Here is a 23,429-nt window from a genome sequence, read left to right on the forward strand (position 1 = left end):
CGGGAGCCCTCCCCCGCGCCCCGCCGCTTACATCTTGAGGTCGGAGCGGGATTCGAGCGCCCGGATCGCCACCTCGGTCCGGTTGGTGGCCCCGACCTTGCGCATGATGTTGCGCACATGCACCTTCACGGTGCTCTCCTTCATGTTGAGCTCGAAGGCGATGATCTTGTTCGCCTTGCCCTTCTGCAGCTGCTCCAGCACCGCCGTCTGGCGCGGGGTGAACTGGCTGCGGGGGTCGGCGGCCCCGGCCTCCTCGGGCCCACCGCGGCGCTGCAGCAGGCAGCTCGCGGGCACGAACACGCCGCCGGCCCGCACCAGGCGCATCGCCTCGATCGCCACCTTCAGGCTGACATTGGTCGGGATGTAGCCGCGGGCGCCCTCGTTGAGCCGCTCGACGATCTCGCCCGGATCCTCGCTGTCGCAGAGCAGCACCAGGCTGGTATTCGGCCCGATCCGCGCGCGCAGGGCGGCCTCGCGCTGGGCACCGCCGCGTCCGGCCTCGCGGGGATCGTAGTAGAGCACCACCAGGTCGCCGTCCCGGTGCCCAACCTTGCCCCGTTCCCACTCGTCGACCGACGGAAAGGTCACGACCTCGTGGTCCGGGATCGCCTCGGCGAGGCAGTTGCGCAGGCATTCCCGTACCAGCTGCCGCGGCTCGATGATCGCGATGGCGGGCTTCAGGCCGGGTTCCTCCCCGGGCCCGGCCGGCTCGGCCGCATTCTCGCTCACCTCGATCAGTCGGCGGCCCCGCGAAGCGAGGCCATAATCAACGAGAGCAGGCGTCGACATGCTTCACCTCCACACTGTACGATCGATCGTTATGATTGGACTGGTTCCACGGATCGCTGGTCACGGTGCCGGAACGGCACGCGGTGCCACGTTTCCCGACGCTGGAGCCTTCGGAGGATCGAGCTGTGCCGGCCCCCGACTGCACGACTCAGTCGATCCGGCCCACTGCATCGGCTCATTCCTGCTGATTTAAGTCCTAACACAGCTACAAATCAGTCACAATCCTTAATTTTTTTCTTCGCATATGTTAGAAGGCTATCCTTTCGGTGAATCTTTGACCGTCTTTCGATCCGTGAATACCATTTTACACGCAGGGGATGCAGATCTGGAAATTTGATCACGATAATGATAGTCTGCAAAGCAGATGTCACGCGAGAAGATGCTCGTCGAGATTGCGATGTGATCCGGGCTGGACTGGACTTCGAGGACAGGAAGATCCCCGCGCCTCATCCGTTTGCCCGCGCTCCTTAGGGGGCACGCTCTTGGACGCGAGGGAGCGGGGGACGATCGTCGCGCGCGATCAGGCGGTCGTCCACGCCAACAGCCGGGACCCCATCGCCCTGCATCGCACCGGATCCGGCAGGAATCAGAGCAAAGATCATGCTGTCGTCGGCGTCTTCAACCCGCTTCATGACCGTTCCCATGCATCAATCGATGTACACAATCCGAAGCCTTGATGGTCATGCGGCAGCCGTCAACCACGCTCGACAATCCATCATAGCATGTCTAGCCAACCATATCGTTTGATAATTTTTAACGGTAAATGATGCGGCGCACAGGCTCAGACGACGCGAGATCATCGGCGGGACGAACGTCCGCCGATGATCCGCCGCTGGCGCGTGGCCATCAGCGGCCTGCCTCCCAGGACTGATCGGACGCGGAGAAAGGATCCGACCTGGCTGTCCCCGGCGGGGACGTGCACCGTCGCCGGCCGGCCGTGCGGGTTGGAACCGGACGTGGTCCTCTCCGGGTGCGCAGGAGCCCGCCCGCAATGGCGGGACCGATCCGGCCGGCGAGGTCCTGGACGGCCGGGGCCCGGCATGCCCAGGGCGACGACTGCACGATCGGGACGACCCGGGCATCGGCGCTACGCCCAAATCATCCTGACCGTCGAGCGGACGAGGGCGACGCGCTACGCCTTCCGGTACCGTTCATCATCCATCGAGCCACGCTGCGGCGCAGGATTTCGCCGCCGTATTCCGGTCTGGGCACCGGGCGTCCTCCGCGTCGACACTCTCCGCGGAGGTGCCTCGCCGTGCCGACGACCGCCATGCCGACATCCGCGCGGCCCGCCGCGACCGCCCCCGGCGGCGGGGCGTCGACGTCCGGGCGCCGAACGCGGAGCGGACCGGATGCGGAGCCGTCAAGGATGCCGGCGCCTCGGGCGGGGACGGGGCGGCGCAGGCCTGAGGCCGGCCGGTGCGAGCGGAGCGCACCCCGCCGCCACGCCCGCCGCCTCGCGCGGCACGCGCGCGGTCTGCGACCGCGGGGTGCCGTTCGTTCGACGACAACAGAGGAGATGGCGCGGACATGAGAATACTCATCACCGGGGGTGGCGGATTCATCGGCACGCATCTGGCCGAGCGTCTGTCCTCCCAGGCCGAGCTGGTCCTGCTCGACAACTTCCGGCGCAATTCGCTCCGCTACGCGCCGAAGCTGGCCGACGCGCCCGGCGTCAGGGTCGTCGAGGCCGACGTCCTCGACGCGGCCGCCATGCGCGAGGCCGCGCGCGGCGTCGACGCGATCATCCACCTCGCGGCGATCGCCGGCGTGAGCAGCTACGACAGGGAGCCGCTGCGCACCCTCCGGGTGAACATCCTGGGCACCGTGAACCTGCTCGAGGCCTGCGTCGCCGGGAGGGTCGGGCGCTTCATCGACTTCTCGACCAGCGAGGTCTTCGGCCCGGACGCCGACGGCGTAACGGAGGAGGACCGGCACGGCATCGGCCCGGTGTCGCAGAAGCGCTGGGTCTACGCGACGAGCAAGCTCGCCAGCGAGCACTTCACGCTGCGCTACGGCGAGGCCCACGGCTTCGCCGCCACCTGCGTGCGGCCGTTCAACGTGTACGGACCGCGCCAGACCGGCGAAGGCGCGATCGGGAATTTCTGCCGCGCGGCCCTGGCGGGCACGCCCCTGCTCGTGGAAGGGGACGGCACGGCGGTCCGCTCCTGGTGCTACGTCTCGGACATGGTGAGCGCCGTCGAGGCGATCCTGCACAGCCCGGCCGCCGCGGGCCAGGTCTTCAACATCGGCAACCCCGCCGCGGTCGAGACCACGGCGGGCCTCGCCGGCCGGATCGCGCGCCTCGCCGGGGGCGCCGAGATCCGCCGCGTCGAGATGCGCGGCGCCGAGGTCCACCGCCGGATCCCGGCCATCGACAAGGCCCAGCGGGTCCTCGACTTCCAGCCGAGGGTCGGTCTCGACGAGGGCCTGTCGCGGACGCTCGACTGGTTCCGAAGTGCCGATGCCGGGGAGATGCGGTGATGCGGGTCGTCGTGGTCGGGGCAGGCAAGATGGGCCTTCCCCTCGCCTGCCAGTTCGCGCATCGCGGCGCGGGGGTCACGGTCTGCGACGTCCGGCGGGACGTGGTGGACCTCATCAATGCGGGCCGGTGCCCGGTCGACGAGCCCGGCGTGCCGGAGCTGCTGGCCCGTGCCGTCGCGCAGGGGAGGCTCGCGGCGAGCCAGGACACCACGGCCGCCGCGGCGCAGGCGGACGTGGTGGTGGTCATCGTGCCGGTCCTGCTCACGCCGGACAACGACGCCGACACCGCGATCATCGAGTCGGTCACGCGCCAGGTCGCCGCCGGCCTGCGACCCGGCACCCTGGTGGCCTACGAGACGACGCTGCCCGTCGGCACCACCCGGCGCCTCGCGGCGATGCTCGAAGCCTCCGGGCTGCGCGCCGGCGCGGATTTCGACGTCGTCTTCTCGCCCGAGCGCGTCAAGAGCGGCTCGGTGATCGATCACCTGGTGCGGAACGCCAAGGTCGTGGGCGGCATCACGCCCGCGTCGGCCGAGCGCGGCGCGGCCTTCTACGGCGCGTATCTCGGTGCGCCGGTGATGAATGTGGGCTCGGCCGAGGCCGCCGAGATGGTCAAGCTCGCCGGCATGGTCTACCGCGACGCCACGATCGCGATCAGCAACGAGATCGCCCGCTACGCCGAGAGCGTCGAGATCGACCTCCACGCCCTGCTGCCGGCCATCAACACCGACGGAGAGGCGGCTCTGCTGAGCCCCGGCATCGGGGTCGGGGGGCATTGCGCCCCGGTCTATCCCTACTTCATGATCCGGGACGCCGCGCGGCGCGGCATCGAGACGGCGATGACGACGCTCGCCCGGGCCACGAACGACGGCCAGGCCGCCTGGGCGATCGACCGGCTGGAGCGCGCCTGGCGCCCCCTGCGCGACCAGGAGGCCCTGATCCTCGGGCTGGGCTTCCGGCCGCAGGTCAAGGAGCACGTCTGCTCGAGCGCGTTCCTCATCGCCGCGGAGGTGCGGCGGCGCGGCGGCGCCGTGCTCCTGAACGACCCTCTCTACGCCGACGCGGAGGTGCGCCGGCACGGCTTCGCGCCCCTGCCTCTCGACGCCCCGCACCTGCCGCCGGTCGTCGTCCTGAGCACCGCCCATCGGGCATACCGCGACCTCGATTTCGGCGACCTCGCGGCGCGGGGCGTGCAGGCGGTGCTGGACGGGCGCGCGCTGTGGTCGCCGCAGGCGGTCCGGGCGGCCGGCCTCCTCTATCTCGGCGTCGGGCGGCCCTGAGCCGCCCGTCCTGCGGCCGGAGCATCGCCCGATGAGCCTTCCCGACCCCCTCGCCCCGGGCCTGGACCTCTCTCCGGAGCGGGCCCGGCAGCTCCGGGCCGACATCGCCCGCAACCTCGCGGAGTTCCGCAGCCTCCTGGCCCATGCCCGCGCCGCCGCCGCGTCCGGGCGGACCGAGGCGGCCGTCGTGCTCTGCGAGGCGGCCGCGGCCTTCGCCATCTCGAACCATTGCGGCCTGTTCTCGAGCCCGGAACTCGAGGGGCTGATCGCGCAACTGGGGGCGGAAGCCGGCGCGACGGACATGGCCCGCCGCGGCCCGCCGCGTTCGCCCCCGCGAGAGATCCTTCACGTCTGCACGCAGGCCGTCACGGTCGGCGGCGGCACGCGGCTGGTCTGGCGGTGGATCGGCCGGGACGTCACGCGCCGCCACTCGGTCGCGCTCACCCGGCAGGCAGGCCATCCGCTGCCGCCCGACCTCGTCGCGGCGGTGCGGGCGAGCGGCGGGGAGATCCACATCCTCGATCCGGCCGGGGGGCTCGTCGCCCGGGCCCGGCGCCTCGCCGCGATCGGCCGCGAGGCCGATCTCGTGGTGGCGCATACCGAGCGCGACGTCGTCCCGCTCCTCGCCTTCGCGGATCCCGCGCGGTCGCCGCCGATGCTGCTCGACGATCTGGGCGACCACAAGTTCCGGCTCGGCCTGTCCGCCAGCACCGCGGTGGCGAGCCTGCGGGAATCCGGCATGCGCCTCGCCCACCGGCGGCGGGACGTCGAGCCGGAGCGGAGCGTCCTGCTCCCCATCCCGGTCGACCCGGTCGTGCGCCGGCGCAGCCGCGAGGAGGCCAGGCGCCTCCTCGGCCTGCCGGCGGGCGGCCGCGTGCTCCTCTGCATCGCCCGCGGGGCCAAGTTCAAGACGCTCGGGACCGAGAGCTACGCCGACCTGCACCTCCCGGTGCTCGCCGCCGATCCCGGGGCGATCCTGGTCGTGGTCGGCGCGGGCGCGCGCCCGGACTGGCGCGCCGCCTCCGAGCAGGTCGGAGGCCGGATCCTCAGCCTGGAGGAGCGGCCCGACACCGCCGCGTTCTACGAGGCGGCCGACATCTACGTCGATTCGTTCCCGTTCGTCTCGATCACGTCGCTGCTGGAGGCGGCGGGCTACGCCCTGCCCCTGGTGAGCCTCTTCCCGCATCCGGACACCGCCGAGATCTTCGGCGCCGACATGCCCGGGCTCGCCGGCTGCCTCCAGCGCGCCGGCAGCCGGGCCGCGTATCACGCCGCGCTCTCCGGCCTCCTCGCGGACGAGCCGCGACGACGGGCCCTGGGCGCGCGCACCCGCGCCTCGGTCGCGGCGCTCCACGCCGGGCCGCGCTGGCTCGAGGCCCTCGGCCACGCCTACGCGGTGGCGGCGCGCCTCCACGGGCGTGCGCGCACGTTCCGGAGGGACGACGCTCCCACCTGCGAGGCGGTCGACCTGATGGTGCCCCTCGTCTGCCAGCAGGGTCACCGCCCGGCCCGCGCGATCGCCGAGCAGGCGCGGATCTATCCCCTGGCCGAGCGCGTGCGGCTCTGGCACGCCCTCTCGCGAGAGGCCGGGCCCTGCACCCTCCTCAGCCAGGGCACGGCCGCGTGCTTCCTGCCGGATCCCGCCCTGCTCTGGCTCAAACGGGCGCGTCAGGTCCTGCGCAGGCCCGGCCGTCCGGTTCCGGCCGGGTAGGACGGAGCCCGTCCCGGGCCCGGAGACCGTCGCGAAGGGCTGTCACGCTAATACACGTCGCCCTCGGCCGGCGCGGCGGGGGCGGGCCGGCTGGCCGCCGGGGCCTGCGGCCGGGCTGCGGCGGCCGGAGCACGGGCGGCGGCCCCGGCCGGTCCTGCCGGGCCGCGGGGTCCGGGCGGCCCGGCCGGGCCCGCAGGCCCGCGCGGGCCGGGCTTGCCGGGCGCGCCCGCGGGACCCGGCGGCCCCGCCTCGCCTCTCGGCCCGGGCGGGCCGGCCTCGCCACGGGCACCCGCCTCGCCGGGAGCCCCGGCCTCCCCGCGCGGCCCCGGTTCGCCTTGCGGCCCGGGCTCGCCCCGCGCCCCGGCGGCACCGGGCAGACCGGCTTCGCCGCGAAGTCCCGCTTCACCGCGAGCCCCCGGCTCGCCGCGAGGCCCAGGCTCGCCGCGAGGCCCCGGCTCGCCGCGGGGGCCGCTCCCTCCGGCGGGACCGGGCGGTCCCTGAAGTCCCGGCTCGCCCGCCGTCCCCGCTTCGCCTCTCGGTCCCGTCTCACCTCTGGGGCCGGGTTCGCCCTGCGGGCCCGTCTCGCCCCTCGGGCCGGGCGGGCCAGGCGGCCCCATCGCGGCCGCGACCTCCGCCCGGCCCTCGGGACCCGGCGGGCCCTGCTGGCCGCACTCGCCCACCACCGCGCCGCGCTCCTGGCGGCCGGCGCGCAGGGTCACGATGCAGGTCGCCGGGTGGTAGACGAGGTGGAACTCGAACTTGCCGCGGGAATCGGCCTTGGCAGTGAAGCGGCCGTCGAGGCTGACCTCGATCTCCGGCTCGTCGGCGGAGCCGAGCACCCAGAGCTCGCCGGCGGTGATCTTGGCGGCCAGGATCTGGATCTCGGCCCGGGCCGGCGCGGCGGCCATGAGGCAGGCCGCCAGCAACGCGGAGCGTCCGGTTCCGCTGCGCACCATGGTCCGCCCCCGCATCCGCGACCCCGTCGCCCCAGTGTTTTTCCGCAGGGCCGGAAGTCAAGCAGGGCGGGGCTTTGAGCACAGGCGCGATGGTGGTGCTTGACGGCGCCGCGTCGGGGTTCGGGCCCGGCATCGGCGGAGCAGCCGGACGCGCTGTCCCGTCACCCCTGTCTCCGAACGGGTGTCATCCTGCCCTCCGTACGTCACGCCTCCGGTGAGGAGATTCCGCACCTGACCGTGACAGGATTCGTCCGGCGGGGCGGAGGGATCGGGCGCCAGCCCTCAGCGCTTCAGCGCCGCCAGGCTCCGCAGGTAAGCCTCCGGCAGCCCGTTCTCCCGTCCGGCCGCGATCACGCCCTCGAGGTAGCCCGGCCGCGGCACCCCGCCGCTGCCGCGGCCGAGATAGACGAGCGCCCGCCGCACCCCGCCCTCGGTCGAGACCGGCTGCTGCGCCTTGACGTAGAGCCCGCTCGCCACGCCCTCGTAGCGGTCGAGAGCCGGCACGTCGCCGAAGCTCAGGTCCCAGAGCACGCCCCAGACCGTGCCGGCGGGGGAGCGCTCCACCGAGGCGTAGCCCTCGCGCATGATGACGAGGCGGTGGCGGTTGAGCCGGCCGAGACCCAGGACCCGCGAGGCGGGGCAGCGCCGGGCCATGGCGGCCCGGTCCATGTTGGAGCCGTAGGCGAAATAGAGCGGCACGAAAGACCCCGCCCGGGCTCAGGCGAATTCGAGGATCACCGCGTCGACCGCCAGGCTGTCGCCCTCCTTGGCCTGGATGGTCTGCACCGTGCCGTCGCGCTCGGCGCGCAGCACGTTCTCCATCTTCATCGCCTCGACGATCGCCAGCGGCTCGCCCGCCTTCACTTCCTGGCCGGGGGTGACCATGATGCTCTTGACGAGGCCCGGCATCGGGCAGAGCAGCTGCTTGCCCGAGCCGCCGACCTCCTTGACCGGCATCAGCGCCGCGAGCTCGGCCTCGCGCCTCGTGTAGACGCGGGCCTCGGCGGCGGCGCCCGCGTGCTGCAGGAAGACGCCGTTGAGGAGGCCGCGGACCTGGATCGCCGAAGGCTGACCCCCGATCGTGCCGGTCCAGACGGGCTCGCCGGGCCGCCAGGCGCTCTCGACCGGCCACACGGTCCCGTCCGCGAAGGCGACGGCGATCCCGCCGTCAATCGTTTCGACGGTGGCCTCGAAGCGCTGGTCGCCCAGCATCACCACCCGCTCGTGCTCGAAGCGCAGGAGCTTCGGGTCGCGCATCTGGCCCGAGATGCCGCGCTTGCGCTCGTTGAGCTGGTGGTCGATCGCCGCCGCCGCCGCCGCCATCCGGCGCGCCACCTCGCCCGCGGGCTTCGGGGCCTCGAACCCGTTCGGGAACTCCTCCGCGATGAAGCCGGTAGAGAGCCGGCCCTCCTGCCAGCGCGGATGGTGCATCAGCGCCGACAGGAACGGGATGTTGTGGCGGATGCCGTCGATCGCGAAGGCGTCCAGCGCCTGGGCCTGCGAGGCGATCGCCTCGTCGCGGGTCGGGCCCCAGGTGACGAGCTTGGCGATCATCGGGTCGTAGTGGATCGCGATCTCGCTCCCCTCCTCGACGCCGGTGTCGTTGCGCACGATCGCCTCGCCCCGCTTGCCCTCCGCCGGCGGCCGGTAGGTGGTGAGCCGGCCGATCGAGGGCAGGAAGTTGCGGGTCGGGTCCTCGGCGTAGACGCGGCTCTCCACCGCCCAGCCGTTGAGCGTCACGTCGTCCTGAGCAATGGGGAGCTTTTCGCCCGCCGCCACCCGGATCATCAGCTCGACGAGGTCGAGGCCGGTGATCATCTCGGTCACCGGGTGCTCGACCTGGAGCCGGGTGTTCATCTCGAGGAAGTAGAACGACTTGTCCTGGCCGGCGACGAACTCGACGGTGCCGGCGGAATCGTAGTTCACGGCCTTGGCGAGAGCCACCGCCTGCTCGCCCATCTTCCGGCGGGTCGCCTCGTCGAGGAGCGGGCTCGGGGCCTCCTCGATGACCTTCTGGTTGCGGCGCTGGATCGAGCATTCGCGCTCGCCCAGATAGACGACGTTGCCGTGCTTGTCGCCGATGACCTGGATCTCGATGTGGCGCGGGTCGGTGATGAACTTCTCCACGAAGACCCGATCGTCGCCGAAGGACGAGGCGGCTTCCGAGCGGGCGCGGGCGAAGCCCTCCGCGACCTCGCCGGCCGAATGCGCGATGCGCATGCCCTTGCCGCCGCCGCCGGCCGAGGCCTTGATCATGACGGGATAGCCGATCTCGTCCGCGATGGTGACGGCGTGCTCCGGGCTCTCGATCACCCCGAGGAAGCCCGGCACGGTCGACACCTTGGCGGCGGACGCCGCCTTCTTCGACTCGATCTTGTCGCCCATCGCCGCGATGGCGCCCGGGTTCGGGCCGATGAACACGATGCCGGCCGCTTCCAGCGCCTTCGGGAAGGCCTCGCGCTCGGACAGGAAGCCGTAGCCCGGATGCACGGCTTGCGCCCCCGTCTGCCGGCAGGCCTCCACGATCTTGTCGATGACGAGGTAGGACTGGGCCGCGGCGGCGGGCCCGATATGCACCGCCTCGTCGGCCATGGCGACGTGCAGCGCGTCGCGGTCGGCGTCGGAATAGACCGCCACCGTCTTGATCCCCATCCGGCGCGCCGTCTTGATGATGCGGCAGGCGATCTCGCCGCGGTTGGCGATCAGGATCTTGTCGAACATCGGAGCGCGCACTCGAGCCTTGAGGGGAAGCCGGGCCGGGGCGGGTCACGCCCAAGCTCATCCCCGTTAAAGCATGGCGCGCGCGGCGCAAAGCCGGGTCTTGCCGACCAAAGGGCGGGTCTTGCCGGCCAAAGGGCGAGCCCGCCCTGCGGTCAGGCGGCGACCGCGAAGGACAGGATCTCCTCGACCGCGTCCTCGGCCCCGGCCCGGGCGCGGTTCGCCTTGAGGGCGAAGGCGATCAGGGCCGGATCGTTGGTCTCGGCCTCGCGCACCACCTCGACGGCGATGCGCGCGCCGGTGGCGGTCGGCCCGCGGCCGCAGCCGAGGGAGGCGGCGAGCCAGTGGGCCGCGTCGGCGTCGATATGGCCGGTCGGTCGCTCGCCCCAGACCGCGAAATCGACGATCGCCGCCACCAGCCAGTCGCCGAAGGCCGCGTCGGCCGCGGGGACCGCCCGGTCGAGGCCGAACAGCATGTCGGCCTCCTCGCGGCAGGTCAGCCCATCGGGGAGCACCGCGCGGTTCAGCTCGCGCACGTCCTCCAGGCTGATGGCGCCGGCGGCGATGATACGGTTGCAGAAGTGTTGCAGCGAAGCGTTGATCATCTGTCTGTGCCTCCCCGGCTTTTGTTGTGCCGGTGCTTGTCCCTGTGTGAGAAGGACTATGCGGGACGGGAGGCCCTTGACAGGTTAACGGCGGGATCTGAATCCCTGTTCAGGTTAAAGGCTGGCAACGGGACGGCGTTGCTAAAGGGTTGCGAGGACCGGTGAAATGCGAGCCGGCCGATGCGCCGGAGCGGCCTGGATCCACGCCGCGCCGCCCCGATCCACCTGAGCGCCGCAGGGCGCGGGCGGGCGGCGCGGCGCGGGCCGGCTCACGCTATTCCGGCCAGCCGAGGGTGAGCGACGACACGAAGGGCTTGGCGGCCCGCATCGCGGGGTCGGCGGAGCTGAAATCCTTCTCGCCCGACGCCCTGTCGGCCGCCTTGCCGCGCACCGTCGGGTCGGGGTTGAAGCGCACGGAGAGGCCGCACCCGGCCGGCATCGCGTCGAGCCGGCCGCCCTTCCAGCCGGTGGCGTAGCCGCCATAGTCCCAGCCGAAGCCGCTGATCTGGAACGGGCGCTCGTTGGCCTCCTGCACCGCCTCGAGGCTGTCGCGCAGACGGAGCGTCTCGCGGGCCTTGCCGGGCGTGCGCACCAGCCACTCGGATTGGCCGCGCACCGTGATGCCGGTCAGGCCTTTTCGGCGCTTGGCGTCCGACCACGTGATCTCGAGGCGGCGGCTCGGATCCTTCGGGTAGACGACGGTGCCCGGGATGGTCTCGCCCTCGGCCCCGTCGAGCTTCGCCGTGACGACATTCTCGCGTCCGAACCGCTTCACGAAATACGCTTCTTCCGTCTTCCTGGAGAAATCCGCGCAGTCGAGGATCTGCGGCTGCGGGGCAGGCGCCTGCGCGACGGCAGCCTCGGCCGCCGCGATCAGCGCCGCGAGCGCGAAGGGCATCTGTCTCATGTCGGCCGGCCCCTGGACATGGGAGATGACTGGGGAGATCCGGCAAGACGGGAAGGCTCGTCTTCGACCGGACTGCGTGGGATCGCGATGATCTACGATCCCGGCGTCGCGCCGCGCAAGCCGGTTCGACCACGCGACGGCAGCGAGCGAGGCCGGATCGCGGGACGATCCGGCCTCGCCGCTTGGAACTCTCGCCGCCCGGGTCGCCCGGACGGCCCGGCGCCCCTACTCCGCCGCGAGCGCCGCCGGGCCGGCATTGCCGGCGAGCACCCGCATGGCCGCCTCGACCCCGCCGGGCCGGTGCGGGACGCCCCGGACCTTCAGGCCCATCTCGACGCCCGCCAGCGTGCCGGTGACCATCAGGTCGTGGAAGTCGCCGAGATGGCCGATGCGAAACACCCGGTCGGCCAGCGGCCCGAGGCCGTTGCCGAGCGACATGTTGCTGCGCGCCAGGATCTCGGCCCGGAGCGCATCCGCCGAGTGGCCCTCCGGCAGCCGCACGGCGGTGAGCGCGGACGAGTATTCCGCCGGGTTGCGGGCCTGGATCTCGAAGCCCCAATGCGCGACGCAGGCCCGGGTGGCCGCCGCCGCGCGGTCGTGACGGGCGAAGACCGCCGGAAGCCCCTCCTCGCGCAGCATCTCCAGCGCGACCGCGAGGCCCTGCAGCAGGTTGGTCGAGGGCGTGTAGGGGAAGTAGCCGTTGGCGTTCGCCGCCAGCATCTCCTCCCAGCTCCAGTAGGAATTGGGCAGCCGGGCGCCCCTGGAGGCCGCCAGCGCCTTGTCCGAGACCGCATTGAAGGACAGGCCGGGCGGCAGCATCAATCCCTTCTGCGAGCCCGCGATCGTGACGTCGACGCCCCATTCGTCGTGCCGGACATCGATCGAGCCGAGGGACGAGATCGTGTCGACGAGGAGCAGCGCCGGATGCCCGGCGGCGTCGAGGGCGCGCCGCACGGCCGCGACGTTCGAGGTCACGCCGGTCGAGGTCTCGTTGTGGACGACGCAGACCGCCTTGATCGCGTGACCCTTGTCCTCGGACAACCGCGCCTCGACCGCGCCGGCATCGACGCCCGAGCGCCAGTCGCCCTTGAGGAACTCGGCCTCGAGCCCGAGGCGCTTGGCGAGCCGGTGCCACAGGGTGGCGAACCAGCCGGTCTCGACCATCAGCACGCGATCACCCGGCGAAAGCGTGTTGACGAGGGCCGCCTCCCAGGCGCCGGTGCCGGAGGCCGGGTAGATCACCACCGGGTTCGTCGTGCCGAAGACCGGCCGGATCTCCTGCAGCACCGCCCGCCCGAGGCGGCCGAATTCGGGCCCGCGATGGTCGATCGTCGGCCGGGCGATCGCCGCCAGGACCGGCAGCGGCGTGTTGGTGGGACCCGGAAGCTGGAGAAAGTGGCGCCCCGGCGCGTAGCTCATCGGATCCTCCCGGGCTCGCCGCCCATCGCTTTGTGAGTGCGTGAATCCTGTATTATGAATGCCGGACAAGACAAGAGCCGGCCTTCAGCGCCGGCCCGCGAGGGAGGCCGCGATGCACGGGACCCTGGAACCTGTCGGCGCCTCCCACGACGGGGATCCCCTGGCGCGGGCCCTGCGCGGCGCCGTCTCGGGCGAGGTGCTGACGGGCCGCTTCGACCGCGGCCGCTACGCCACCGACGCCTCGATCTACCAGATCTTCCCGCGCGCCGTGGTCCTGCCGCGCAGCCGCGAGGACGTGGCGGCCGTCCTCTCGGTCGCGGCGGCCGAGGACGTGCCGGTGATCCTGCGCGGCGGCGGCACCTCGCAGAACGGGCAGCCGATCGGCACCGGCATCGTGGTCGATTGCGCGCGCCACCTCGACCGGGTGCTCGCCTACGACCCGGAAGGCGGCACGGTCACGGTCGAGCCCGGCACGGTGCTGGAGCGCCTGAACGCGCGCCTCAAGGCCGACGGCTGGTTCTTCCCCGTCGAGCCCTCGACGGCGAGCCGCTGCACGATCGGCGGCATGGCCGGCAACAACTCCTCCGGCGCCCGCTCGCTGCGCTACGGCAAGATGGTCGACAACGTGCTGGGCCTCGACGGGCTGCTGGCCGACGGCACCCCGTTCCGGCTCTCGGCGCAGGCCGTGTCGGGCATCGAGGACCTGTCGCGCCGCATGCTGGCCCTGGCGCAGGGTGAGCGTGACGAGATCCTGCGCATGTTCCCGCAGGTCCAGCGCCGGGTCGGCGGCTACAACCTCGACGCGCTGCTCGGGGCGCAGCCGAACCTCGCCCACCTCCTCGTCGGCTCGGAGGGCACGCTGGCGGCCACCACCGCCGTGACGCTGAAGCTCGCGCGCCTGCCCGCCCACCGGGCGATGGGCGTGTGCCACTTCCCCTCCTTCCGCGCGGCGATGGAGACGGTGCCGGCCCTCGTCGACCTCGGGCCCGCGGCGGTCGAGCTCGTCGACAACAACGTGCTGGTGCTGGGAGCCGACATCCCGCTGTTTCGCGCGACGCTGTCCGACATCACCCGCGGGCGGCCCGACTGTCTGCTCCTCGTCGAGTTCGCGGGCGACGAGGCGGCCGGGCTCGCGGCGGAGCTGCGCCGCCTCGATGCCTGCATGGCCGATCACGGATTTCCGGATGCCGTGGTCGAGGTGCGCGAGCCCGCCCGCCAGCGCACGGTCTGGGAGATGCGCGAGGCCTGCCTCAACATCATGATGTCGATGCGCGGCGACGCCAAGCCCGTGTCGTTCATCGAGGATTGCGCCGTCCCGCTCGAGAGCCTCGCCGACTACACCGACGCCGTCACGGCCTGCTTTGCCCGCCACGGCACCACCGGCACCTGGTACGCCCACGCCTCGGTCGGCTGCCTGCACGTGCGCCCGATCCTCGACATGAAGCGCGCCGGCGACGTGGCCACGATGCGGGCGATCGCCGAGGAAACGGCCGACCTCGTGCGCCGCTTCAAGGGCTCGTTCTCGGGCGAGCACGGCGACGGCATCTCGCGCTCCGAATTCGTCGAGCCGCTGTTCGGCGCCCGCCTCGCCCGCGCCTTCGAGGCGGTGAAGGACGCCTTCGACCCCGACAACCGGCTCAACCCCGGCAAGATCGTCCGGCCGCTCCGGATGGACGACCGCAGCCTGATGCGCTTCTCGGACGGCTACCGGGTCGAGGCGCCCGCCCCCGCCCTCGACTGGTCGGACTGGGGCGGCCTCGGCGGCGCGGTCGAGATGTGCAACAACAACGGCACCTGCCGGAAGCTCGCCGGCGGGGCGATGTGCCCGTCCTACCGGGTCACCCGCGCCGAGGAGCACCTGACCCGCGGCCGGGCCAACACCCTGCGACTCGCCCTCTCGGGCCAGCTCGGGCCGGACGCCCTCACGGCGCCGGAGACGAAGCGGGCGCTCGATCTCTGCGTCTCCTGCAAGGCCTGCCGCCACGAATGCCCGACAGGCGTCGACATGGCGCGCATGAAGATCGAGGTGCTGCACCACTACCACGCCCGTCACGGGCGCTCCCTCGGCGAGCGGGTGCTCGCGCACCTGCCGGCCTATGCGGGCGCCGCCGCGGCGCTGGCGCCCCTCCTCAACCTGCGCGACCGGGTGCCGGCGCTGGCGCGCCTGTCGGAGCGGGTGCTCGGGCTCTCGGCCGCCCGGCCCCTGCCGCGCTGGCGCCGTCCCTGGCGCGAGGCGGGCGAGATCGCCCACCCCTCCGACGTCGTCGGCGACGGCCTGGACCTCGTCCTGTTCGGCGACACCTTCAACCGCGCCTTCGAGCGCGAGACCCTGGAAGCCGCCGAGACGGTCCTGCGCGCCGCCGGCTACCGGCTGCACCGGGTCGCGGCGGCGACCGGCGGCCGCCCGCCCTGCTGCGGGCGCACCTACCTGGCGACCGGCGACACCGACCGCGCCCGCACGGAGGCGCGGCGCACCCGCGACGCGCTCCTGCCCTTCGTGCGGGCCGGCGCCCGGATCGTCGGCCTCGAGCCTGCCTGCCTGCTCACCTTCCGGGACGAGTTCGCGGCCCTGCTGCCCGGCGAGGAGACGCAGGTCGTCGCCGCGGCCGCCCTGCTGTTCGAGGAGCTGCTCGCCGCCGACCTCGCGGCCGGCCGGGTGGCGCTGCCGCTCGCGCCTCAGGGCGGGCGGGTCGCGCACCTGCACGGCCATTGCCACCAGAAGGCCTTCGGAGCCATGGGGGCGGTCGAGGCGACCTTGCGCGCCGTGCCGGGGCTCGAGATCCGGGTGATCGAATCGAGCTGCTGCGGCATGGCCGGCGCCTTCGGCTACCGGGCCGATACGCAGGCGACCTCCCGCGCCATGGCCGAGCTGTCGCTGTTTCCGGCCCTGCGCGCCGCCGGCCCCGACGACCTCGTCGTCGCGGACGGGACGAGCTGCCGGCATCAGATCCGCGACGGGCTCGGCCAAGAGGCGATCCACGTCGCCCGCGTGCTCGCCGCGGCGCTGGGGCCGGGCCGCCACGGCATTGCGGCGGGCTGAGCCGACGTCAGGGGGCGGTCTCCCGCACCACGCCCCGTTCGATCAGGTCGTCGATCTCCGCCGCAGCGTAGCCGTGCGCGGCCAGGATGGCGCGGCTGTGCTCGCCCAGCAGCGGCGCCGGCCCGTGGACCCGTCCCGGCGTGGCGGAGAACTTGACCGGGGTGCCGAGCGTCCGGATGCGGCCCGCCCGCGCGTGCTCGACCTCGACCACCATCTCGCGGGCGAGGGTCTGCGGGTCGGCATGCATCTGCGCGACGTCGAGGACGGGCCCGGCGGGCACGCCGCCGGCCTCCAGCCGCGCCAGCCACTCCGCGGAGGTCGCCTGCCGGAAATAGGCCGTGAGCGCCGCGCCGAGCTCCGCGCGGTGCTCCATCCGGCCGCGGTTCTGGGCGAAGCGCGGGTCCTCGGCCAGGGCCTCGGCCCCGAGGACGCCGAGGAGCCGCAGCCAGTTGGTCTGGTTCGCCGCACCGACCGTGATCCAGCCGTCGGCGGTCTCGAATGCCTCGTAGGGGGCGTTGAGCGGGTGGGCCGAGCCCATCGGGCCGGGCGCCACGCCGGTCGCCAGGGCGATCGCCGATTGCCAGTAGGTCTGGACGATGCCGGCCTCGAACAGCGAGGTGTCGACCCGCTGCCCCTCCCCGGTGCGCAGGCGGTGGGTATAGGCCGCGAGCACCCCCATCGCCGCCAGGATGCCGGCGGTGATGTCGGTGACGGGCGCCCCGCTCTTCACCGGCGGGCGGCCCGGGCCCTCGCCGGTGATGCTCATCAGCCCGCTCATGCCCTGCGCCACGAGGTCGAACCCGGCACGGTCGGCATAGGGCCCGGTGCGCCCGAAGCCGGAGAGCGAGCAGTAGATCAGCCCGGGGCGCTCGGCCCGCAACGCCTCGTAGCCGAAGCCGAGCTTCTCCATCGTGCCGGCGCGGTAGTTCTCGATCAGCACGTCGGCATCCGCGAGCAGCCGGCGCAGCACCGCGCGGCCCTCCGGCGCCTTGAGGTCGAGGGCGAGGCCGCTCTTGCCGCGGTTCATCATCATGTAGGCGGCGCTCTCGCCCGCGAGGGCCGGCGGCACCATGCGGCGGGTGTCGTCGCCGCCCTCGCTCTTCTCGACCTTGACGACCTCCGCGCCCATGTCGCCGAGCATCATCCCGCAGACCGGGCCCGCCATGATGTGGGCGAGCTCGATCACCTTGACCCCCGCGAGGGGGCCCGACCGCGTCTGCGTCATGACTGTCCTCCGCGGCGGCGCCCGAGGCGAACAGGGCCAGGTTCGTCGGGCCGAGCCCGCCCCTCGCCGGGCGGAAGCACGGGAGCCGGTCGGGAGACGACGACGGCGAGCCGCGGGAGGACGCTTATGGTCGCCTTCGGGCGCGTGAGCATGGGCCTGTCTCTCCCGTCAGGGAGCCGAGACGACCTCTCGCCCTCCCGATGCGCGCCGCCTTCTGGCGGGCGGCCACGATCCCGGCCCCGGCTTCGGGCCGGGCTGCACCAGGATCGTCGAAACGGTATCCAAGCCTCGTGGCCGTGGCAATCCGGACGATCCCCGCCGGACAGGCCTGCCATCGACCATCGACGCCGGGCGCCTCGGGCGGAGGTCACCGCGAGGACGGATCCGGCATCGGCGGCCTGTATTGTGCCAATCTAGAGATATTCCTTTTTTGTATCCAAGAGCGTTCGAGGGCCTCGGCGTTGCGAGTGGATAAGGCTCCATCTGACGGAACAGCGCTTGTGCATAAGCCTCGACTGTGTTTGCTAACGCAACCGGCCATCGTCACGAGCCGGACGGGGGAGACAGCAATGGGGACCAGTCGGGCTCTGGCCTGCGCGCTCGGATGCGCGCTCGGCGTCGCGCCGGCCCAGGCGCGCATCACCGGCTTCGAGATCGCCACCGTCGAGCCGTTCGCCGAGGGCGCGGAGTTCGGGTCCGCGGGGCCGTACGAGCGGGTGATCGGGATCGCCCGCGGCGAGCTCGATCCGGCCGATCCCGCCAATGCCGGCATCGCCGACATCGCGCTGGCGCCCCGCAACGCCCGCGGCCTGGTCGAGTACAAGACCGACCTGTTCATCCTGCGGCCGAAGGATCCGGCGCGCGGCAGCGGCACGCTGCTGTTCGAGGTGCTCAACCGCGGCCGCAAGTTCCTGTTCAACTGGGTGCTCGATGCGCCCGCGCAGGCGGCGCAGGCCGTCAACGATCCGCGCACAGCCGCCGATGCCGGGACCGGCCTCGTCCTGCGCCGCGGCGACACCATCGTGTGGGCCGGCTGGGAGGCGGAGGCCCTGCGCCAGCAGGGCGGCATGGCGATCGACGTGCCGGTCGCGTCCCGGAACGGCACACCGATCGTCGAAACCGTGCGCGACGAACTCGTCAGCGCGACCCGCGGGCCGCCGGAGGCGCCCTTCTTCCTCACCTTCAAGGCGGCGAGCCAGGACAAGGCCGGGACGCAGCTGACGGTGCGCCGGCGCGAGTCCGATCCGCCCCGGCCGGTCCCGCCGGAGGCCTGGCACTACGCGACGCCGCGCCAGCTCGAGCTGCTGCCGAAGGGCACGAAGCCCCTGCCCGGCTCGCTCTACCAGTTCACCTACCAGGCCACCGAGCCGAAGGTTCTGGGCATCGGCTTTGCCGCCGTGCGCGATGTCGTGGCCTCCCTGCGGGGCGATGCGGCCGGCGGCGCCAACCCGGCGGGCGGGGCGATCCGGCACGCGGTCGCCCTCGGCGTCTCGCAGAGCGGGCGCTACCTGCGCGACTTCATCCAGCAGGGCTTCAACCGCGACGAGGCCGGGCGAAAGGTCTTCGACGGCGTCCTGTCCCACATCGCCGGCATCGGCGGGGTCTTCCTCAACGCCCGCTTCGGCCAGCCCTCGCGCACCAACACGCAGCACGAGGACCACCTCTATCCGGAAAATGCCTTCCCGTTCTCGGCGGCGCGCCAGCACGACCCGGTAACGGGACGGACCGGCGCGCTCCTGCGCGGCGACGGCTTCGATCCGCTGCTGATCGAGGTGAATACCGGCACCGAGTACTGGCAGAAGGGCGCGTCCCTGCTGACGACCGACCCCCTCGGCCGCCAGGACATCGCCCTGCCCGACACGGCGCGGGCCTTCCTGGTCTCGAGCGCGTTCCACTACGGGCGCGCCGGCATGGTCTCGGACAAGGGTCCCTGCGCGAACCCGCGCAGCACGCTCAATCCGGCGCCGGCGCTCCGCGCGCTCCTCGTCGCGCTCGAGGAATGGGTGACGAAGGGCACGGCTCCGCCGCCGAGCCGGATCCCGCGCGTGCAGGACGGCACGCTGGTCGAGGCGGCCGCGACGGGCTTTCCCTTCCTCGTCGGCGTGCCGGTCCCGACCGCCCCGAACGCGATCGCGCGGTTCAGCACCTATGTCGACCCGCGTCCCGAGACCGGGCCGCAATACCGGCCGCTCGTGCCGCGCGTCGATGCCGACGGCAACGACGTGGCGGGGATCCGCCTGCCGGCCGTCGCGGCGCCACGGGCCACCTTCACGGGCTGGAACCTCTATGCCGACCCCTTCCCGGCCGGCGCCCTGTGCGACCGCGAGGGCAGCCAGCTGCCCTTCGCCCGCACCCGGGCGGAGCGGGAGGCCAACGGCGATCCCCGCCTCTCGCTCGAGGAGCGCTACCCGGATCAGGCCGCCTACCTGGCCGCCGTCACAAAGGCCGTGGACGGGCTCGTCGCCGATCGCCTGCTCCTGCGCGAGGATGGCGACCGCATGATCCAGGCGGCGCGTCAGGCGGGCGCGCCGTAGGCGGTTCTCCCGCAGGAGCCTGCGGGAGAACCGCCTGCCCGGGGGCTCACTCCTCCGGGATCTCGCCTGGCGGCTGCAGGTCGGGGCCCGGCAAGGCCTCGCGCCGCGGCGCGGCCGGTGCCGGACGCGCGTCCTGAGGACGTGAGGCCTGGGGACGCGGGGCCTGGGCCACGGGCGGCGGGCCCGCGCGGTCGACGATCGCCTCCGGAGTCGTCAGCTCGACCATCCGGGAGGCGGTCGCGGCCACCCGGTAGCCGAGCGAGGAGGCCGTGCCGCGCAGATCGTGGACCGCCCGCCGGGCCACGTCCGGGCCGTGGCAGATGGCGAAGTACATGGCGACGAAGTTCGCGTTCTTCCGGACCGTCTCGCTGCTGTCCTCCGTCGCGAAGGGCGCCAGCATGAAGGCCGCCGTGCGGCTCTTGCCCTGCGCCATGACGGCAGGCTTGCTCGGCGAGCAGTAGACGTAGCCGGTCTCCGCCTCGCGCTCGACCCGTCCGCTGTGGCTCGCGTGGAAGGTCTTGACCTGCGTGCGCTTGAGGATCCCGGTGATGCCGGTCAGCACGGGCTCGGCCTTCAGGACCTGGAACTCGTCGCAGCCGTCCTTCTGGCACAGGCCGCGGATCAGTTCGGCCCGGTTGTAATCCTGCGCGAGGACGGGACCGGTCAGGAGCGTGAGGAGCACGGCGGTACGGACGAGCATCGAGCCTCGGGGCGGAGTGTTCGGACAGGAGGGATCCGCCCTGGCAGGGATTCCGGGCGAGAGCGTGGCGTCGCTTCTGCCGTCACGGAATCCTCGCGCCGGGATCGCGGCCCCTCCCGCCACCCCGGCGGATCTGTCGGCCGCCCCAGTGACGAAGGTCCCCCGGACGACCGACGGTTCGGCACAGCCCTGCCGCTGCGGCCCTGCCCGCTCGCGCCGTGCCGCCGTCTCATCCGCGGCCGCCCCATGCTGCCTCCGGGCTTGCGCGAGATCTTCGGGCCAGGGCTGCCGGAGCGGCGCGGCCGGCGCCGTCCGGGCGCTCAGGCGGTCGAGGGGCGTGATCCCCTCTCCCGAACGGGCCGGCCCGCGACCGTCAGGCGTTCAACGCCCGCGCCAGCTCCCCCTTCGACATGCTCGACCGGCCCGGGATGTTCTTCTCCCGCGCCTTCCGCATCAGCTCGGCCTTGGTCGGCCCGCCCCGGCTGCCGCCGGCATGCGACGCCTTGCGGGCGGCGGCGGCCTTCTTCGCCACGTCCTTCGGCTGCCTGGAATGTTGCTGCCCCTTGGCGCCGTCGGCGCGCTTCTTGGCGGTGGAGCGCTTGTACTCGTCGTCGGACAGCGCCTCGCGGGCCTTCTTCGGCAGGTAGCGCTCGCCGGTCTCGCCGCTCTTCTTGCCCGACTTGGTGCCCCATTCCTCGTCGGTCCATTGCTTGAGGTGGTTGTCGGAGGATTTCTTGCCCTCGTAGCCGCCGCCCTCCTCCTTGTACTCCTGCACGGCCATCTGGGCCTTGCGGGCCGACCACTGGCCGGGCTTGCCGCCCTTCGACGAGCGGGTGACGTCCTTCTTGACCTTCTCCCAGAGCTTCGGGTCGGTCTTCTTGGCGGTTCCGGCCATGAGGTGTTCCTGATGTCGTCTGCTCGGATCTCGCAGCACAACCGGGGCGCGCCGGCAGGGTTCCTCTGGGGCGGGGCCCCCGGGGCCGGATCCGCTGTGGACGGCGCACCGACACGAGACCGTCGCGAAGCCCGCGCCACACTCCCGGGGAGCCGGGCCGTCATTGCCGATTGACTTGACGTCCGCCGGACCCCAATCAACGCGCGCGTCGCTCGGCATCGGCCGGTCCGCGCCACGGAGCTTTCGCCCATGACCCGCAAGCACAGCCCGAGCGTCTTCATCGACGGCGAGGCCGGCACGACCGGTCTCGGCATCCGCGAGCGCCTGGGCGCCTTTACCGACATCACGGTCCGGTCGATCCCGCACGAGCACCGCAAGGACCCGGAGGCGAAGCGCGCCCTCCTGTCCGAGGTCGACCTCGTCATCCTCTGCCTGCCCGACGACGCCTCGCGGGAGACGGCGGCGCTCGCCGATTCGCTGCCCGGCGGCGGCCCGCGGCTGCTCGACGCCAGCACCGCCTACCGGGTCGACCCCGCCTGGACCTACGGCTTCGCCGAGCTGACGCCGGAGCAGCCGGCCGCGATCCGGGCCTCGCGCCGCGTCTCCAACCCGGGCTGCTACCCGACAGGAGCCATCGCGCTCCTGCGCCCGCTGATCGATGCCGGGCTGATCCCGGCCGATCATCCGATCAGCATCAACGCGGTGTCAGGGTATAGCGGCGGCGGCCGCAAGATGATCGAGGCGCACGAGGCCGGCGAGGCCCCGGCCTTCGAGCTCTACGGCCTCGGCTTCGGCCACAAGCACCTGCCGGAGACCCAGCGATACAGCGGCCTGACCCGGCGCCCGATCTTCGTGCCGTCGGTCGGCAGCTTCCGGCAGGGCATGCTGGTGTCGATCCCGCTCCACCTCGACCTGCTGCCCGGTCGCCCGAGCCCGGCCGATCTCGAGGCCGCCCTCGCCGCCCGCTACGCCGGCGCCAGTCTGGTGAAGGTCGTGACCGGGGCGGAGGACGGGGCCCATCGCGAGCGCATCGAGCCGGAGGCGCTCAACGACACCGACCGGCTCGAGCTCAGGGTGTTCGGCTCCGACGCCCACCGCCACGCGGTGCTGGTCGCGCGCCTCGACAATCTCGGCAAGGGCGCCTCGGGCGCCGCGGTGCAGAACCTGCGCCTGATGCTCGACCTCGACTGATCCTCCCGCCGGAGGGCGGCGTCCGCCCTCCGGTCCAGCCCGCGCGACAGGTGCCGCGATGACCGAGACCCGCCCGCCGCTGCCGCCCTACGACGCCGCGAGCGCCGCCGCCAAGGCCCGCGCGGCCGAGGATGCCTGGAACAGCCGCGACCCCGTCCGGGTGTCGCTGGCCTATACGCCGGACAGCCGCTGGCGGAACCGGGCCGAGTTCTTCTCCGGGCGCGAGGCCATCGTGGCCTTCCTGACCCGCAAATGGGACCGCGAGCTCGATTACCGCCTGATCAAGGAGGTCTGGGCCTTCCACGAGAACCGCATCGCCGTGCGATTCGCCTATGAGTGGCACGACGATTCCGGCCACTGGTTCCGCTCGCACGGCAACGAGCAGTGGGAGTTCGACGCCGCCGGCCTGATGCGCCGGCGCGAGGCCTCGATCAACGACGTGCCGATCCGGGAAGCCGATCGCAAGTTCCGCTGGCCCCTCGGCCGGCGGCCGGACGATCATCCGGGCCTGAGCGACCTCGGCCTCTGAGCATCGTTCCGCCGGTCGCGAACGACCGGTGCCGAAGCGGTCTCCGGTTCGGCGGCGACAATGATGCAAGACCAAGAGCTGAGCAGAGTTGCCCCGTGCAACTCCACGGTACACGACAGTGCGGTTTTGAGGCAGCGTCAGCCCCTCCGACCCGCGACCTCATCCTGAGGTGCTGGCGATCGGAGATCGCACGCGATCGGAGATCGACTCGATCTTTGATCGACGGCCTCGACGGAGGGCTCCAGAAGTCTGTGCGATCCCTGGAGCCGTCCTTCGAGTCGGCCGTGAAGAACGTCTAAATCGTTGGAAGATCGCGCGGATTGGTTATGCACACGTCTTCGCGCGTGCAAGGGCTTGGCGTGGGTCAGTGGGTTTCCTTGCAAATTGCACGCGCGGCGAGGGCGTGATTCCCTGCTCCTGACGACGGGAGCGGGAGACGGGGCATG

General features: G+C 72.5%; 17 protein-coding genes. 7 read left to right on the plus strand and 10 right to left on the minus strand.

Annotation, left to right across the window (positions count from 1 at the left end; genetic code table 11):
- Positions 1–27 precede the first annotated feature (27 nt).
- Positions 28–789 (minus strand): LuxR C-terminal-related transcriptional regulator, encoded by a 762-nt coding sequence (locus EU555_RS26905; protein ID WP_135418463.1) that lies wholly within the window; start codon positions 787–789, stop codon positions 28–30.
- A gap of 1,530 nt (positions 790–2,319) precedes the next feature.
- Here EU555_RS26905 and EU555_RS26910 point away from each other — a divergent pair.
- Genes EU555_RS26910 through EU555_RS26920 form a run of 3 tightly spaced genes read left to right on the plus strand, consistent with a single transcriptional unit; the run spans position 2,320 to position 6,264 of the window.
- Positions 2,320–3,273 (plus strand): NAD-dependent epimerase/dehydratase family protein, encoded by a 954-nt coding sequence (locus EU555_RS26910; RefSeq protein ID WP_135418464.1) that lies wholly within the window; start codon positions 2,320–2,322, stop codon positions 3,271–3,273.
- Positions 3,273–4,553: a nucleotide sugar dehydrogenase gene (locus tag EU555_RS26915; RefSeq protein ID WP_135418465.1), complete on the plus strand. Its 1,281-nt coding sequence runs from the start codon at positions 3,273–3,275 to the stop codon at positions 4,551–4,553. Before EU555_RS26910 ends, EU555_RS26915 begins: the two co-directional genes overlap by 1 nt.
- A gap of 31 nt (positions 4,554–4,584) precedes the next feature.
- Complete coding sequence (locus tag EU555_RS26920; RefSeq protein ID WP_135418466.1) at positions 4,585–6,264, plus strand: glycosyltransferase family protein; 1,680 nt, start codon at positions 4,585–4,587, stop codon at positions 6,262–6,264.
- A 47-nt stretch (positions 6,265–6,311) separates the two neighbouring features.
- Here EU555_RS26920 and EU555_RS26925 read toward each other — a convergent pair whose 3' ends face one another.
- From EU555_RS26925 to EU555_RS26950, 6 genes are all read right to left on the minus strand, one after another.
- Positions 6,312–7,220, minus strand: coding sequence for a collagen-like protein (locus tag EU555_RS26925; protein WP_245524520.1), 909 nt, complete (start codon positions 7,218–7,220; stop codon positions 6,312–6,314).
- 282 nt (positions 7,221–7,502) lie between these two features.
- Entirely contained in the window at positions 7,503–7,919 is a 417-nt protein-coding gene (locus EU555_RS26930; RefSeq protein ID WP_135418467.1) for a gamma-glutamylcyclotransferase family protein, read from the minus strand.
- A gap of 18 nt (positions 7,920–7,937) precedes the next feature.
- Complete coding sequence (locus tag EU555_RS26935) at positions 7,938–9,941, minus strand: acetyl-CoA carboxylase biotin carboxylase subunit (RefSeq protein WP_135418468.1); 2,004 nt, start codon at positions 9,939–9,941, stop codon at positions 7,938–7,940.
- Positions 9,942–10,093: 152 nt separating this feature from the next.
- A complete protein-coding gene (locus EU555_RS26940) occupies positions 10,094–10,543 on the minus strand; it encodes a hypothetical protein (RefSeq protein ID WP_135418469.1) in 450 nt (149 codons plus the stop codon).
- Positions 10,544–10,817: 274 nt separating this feature from the next.
- Complete coding sequence (locus EU555_RS26945; RefSeq protein ID WP_135418470.1) at positions 10,818–11,450, minus strand: hypothetical protein; 633 nt, start codon at positions 11,448–11,450, stop codon at positions 10,818–10,820.
- 225 nt (positions 11,451–11,675) lie between these two features.
- Positions 11,676–12,869 (minus strand): pyridoxal-phosphate-dependent aminotransferase family protein, encoded by a 1,194-nt coding sequence (locus EU555_RS26950; protein WP_135418471.1) that lies wholly within the window; start codon positions 12,867–12,869, stop codon positions 11,676–11,678.
- Between the two features lie 112 nt (positions 12,870–12,981).
- Between EU555_RS26950 and EU555_RS26955 the strand changes: the two genes are divergently transcribed.
- Positions 12,982–15,909 (plus strand): FAD-binding and (Fe-S)-binding domain-containing protein, encoded by a 2,928-nt coding sequence (locus EU555_RS26955; RefSeq protein WP_135418472.1) that lies wholly within the window; start codon positions 12,982–12,984, stop codon positions 15,907–15,909.
- Positions 15,910–15,916: 7 nt separating this feature from the next.
- Here the strand turns inward: EU555_RS26955 and EU555_RS26960 are convergent, their stop codons facing one another.
- Positions 15,917–17,134 (minus strand): CaiB/BaiF CoA transferase family protein, encoded by a 1,218-nt coding sequence (locus EU555_RS26960; RefSeq protein WP_135418473.1) that lies wholly within the window; start codon positions 17,132–17,134, stop codon positions 15,917–15,919.
- Positions 17,135–17,703: 569 nt separating this feature from the next.
- Between EU555_RS26960 and EU555_RS26965 the strand changes: the two genes are divergently transcribed.
- Positions 17,704–19,668, plus strand: a complete 1,965-nt coding sequence (locus EU555_RS26965; RefSeq protein WP_135418474.1) for an alpha/beta hydrolase domain-containing protein — start codon at positions 17,704–17,706, stop codon at positions 19,666–19,668.
- Positions 19,669–19,714: 46 nt separating this feature from the next.
- Here the strand turns inward: EU555_RS26965 and EU555_RS26970 are convergent, their stop codons facing one another.
- Both EU555_RS26970 and EU555_RS26975 read right to left on the minus strand, forming a co-directional pair.
- Positions 19,715–20,368 carry a hypothetical protein gene (locus tag EU555_RS26970; protein ID WP_135418475.1) on the minus strand — a complete coding sequence of 218 codons (654 nt, stop codon included), beginning with the start codon at positions 20,366–20,368 and terminating at the stop codon, positions 19,715–19,717.
- 373 nt (positions 20,369–20,741) lie between these two features.
- Positions 20,742–21,263, minus strand: a complete 522-nt coding sequence (locus tag EU555_RS26975; RefSeq protein ID WP_135418476.1) for a DUF5872 domain-containing protein — start codon at positions 21,261–21,263, stop codon at positions 20,742–20,744.
- 249 nt (positions 21,264–21,512) lie between these two features.
- On the opposite strand from EU555_RS26975, the gene argC reads away from it, so the two are divergent.
- Together argC and EU555_RS26985 are read left to right on the plus strand one after the other, a co-directional pair.
- Entirely contained in the window at positions 21,513–22,454 is a 942-nt protein-coding gene (argC, locus tag EU555_RS26980; protein WP_135418477.1) for an N-acetyl-gamma-glutamyl-phosphate reductase, read from the plus strand.
- Between the two features lie 58 nt (positions 22,455–22,512).
- Positions 22,513–22,983, plus strand: a complete 471-nt coding sequence (locus tag EU555_RS26985) for a nuclear transport factor 2 family protein (RefSeq protein WP_135418478.1) — start codon at positions 22,513–22,515, stop codon at positions 22,981–22,983.
- The last annotated feature ends 446 nt before the right edge of the window (positions 22,984–23,429 follow it).

This window comes from Methylobacterium nonmethylotrophicum (genome assembly GCF_004745635.1).
Lineage (GTDB): Bacteria > Pseudomonadota > Alphaproteobacteria > Rhizobiales > Beijerinckiaceae > Methylobacterium > Methylobacterium nonmethylotrophicum.

Coding starts and splice junctions, on each gene's coding strand:
- EU555_RS26905 (WP_135418463.1), bottom strand. CDS start 789: ATGTCGACGCCTGCTCTCGTTGATTATGGCCTCGCTTCGCGGGGCCGC.
- EU555_RS26910 (WP_135418464.1), top strand. CDS start 2,320: ATGAGAATACTCATCACCGGGGGTGGCGGATTCATCGGCACGCATCTG.
- EU555_RS26915 (WP_135418465.1), top strand. CDS start 3,273: ATGCGGGTCGTCGTGGTCGGGGCAGGCAAGATGGGCCTTCCCCTCGCC.
- EU555_RS26920 (WP_135418466.1), top strand. CDS start 4,585: ATGAGCCTTCCCGACCCCCTCGCCCCGGGCCTGGACCTCTCTCCGGAG.
- EU555_RS26925 (WP_245524520.1), bottom strand. CDS start 7,220: ATGGTGCGCAGCGGAACCGGACGCTCCGCGTTGCTGGCGGCCTGCCTC.
- EU555_RS26935 (WP_135418468.1), bottom strand. CDS start 9,941: ATGTTCGACAAGATCCTGATCGCCAACCGCGGCGAGATCGCCTGCCGC.
- EU555_RS26940 (WP_135418469.1), bottom strand. CDS start 10,543: ATGATCAACGCTTCGCTGCAACACTTCTGCAACCGTATCATCGCCGCC.
- EU555_RS26945 (WP_135418470.1), bottom strand. CDS start 11,450: ATGAGACAGATGCCCTTCGCGCTCGCGGCGCTGATCGCGGCGGCCGAG.
- EU555_RS26950 (WP_135418471.1), bottom strand. CDS start 12,869: ATGAGCTACGCGCCGGGGCGCCACTTTCTCCAGCTTCCGGGTCCCACC.
- EU555_RS26955 (WP_135418472.1), top strand. CDS start 12,982: ATGCACGGGACCCTGGAACCTGTCGGCGCCTCCCACGACGGGGATCCC.
- EU555_RS26960 (WP_135418473.1), bottom strand. CDS start 17,134: ATGACGCAGACGCGGTCGGGCCCCCTCGCGGGGGTCAAGGTGATCGAG.
- EU555_RS26965 (WP_135418474.1), top strand. CDS start 17,704: ATGGGGACCAGTCGGGCTCTGGCCTGCGCGCTCGGATGCGCGCTCGGC.
- EU555_RS26970 (WP_135418475.1), bottom strand. CDS start 20,368: ATGCTCGTCCGTACCGCCGTGCTCCTCACGCTCCTGACCGGTCCCGTC.
- EU555_RS26975 (WP_135418476.1), bottom strand. CDS start 21,263: ATGGCCGGAACCGCCAAGAAGACCGACCCGAAGCTCTGGGAGAAGGTC.
- argC (WP_135418477.1), top strand. CDS start 21,513: ATGACCCGCAAGCACAGCCCGAGCGTCTTCATCGACGGCGAGGCCGGC.
- EU555_RS26985 (WP_135418478.1), top strand. CDS start 22,513: ATGACCGAGACCCGCCCGCCGCTGCCGCCCTACGACGCCGCGAGCGCC.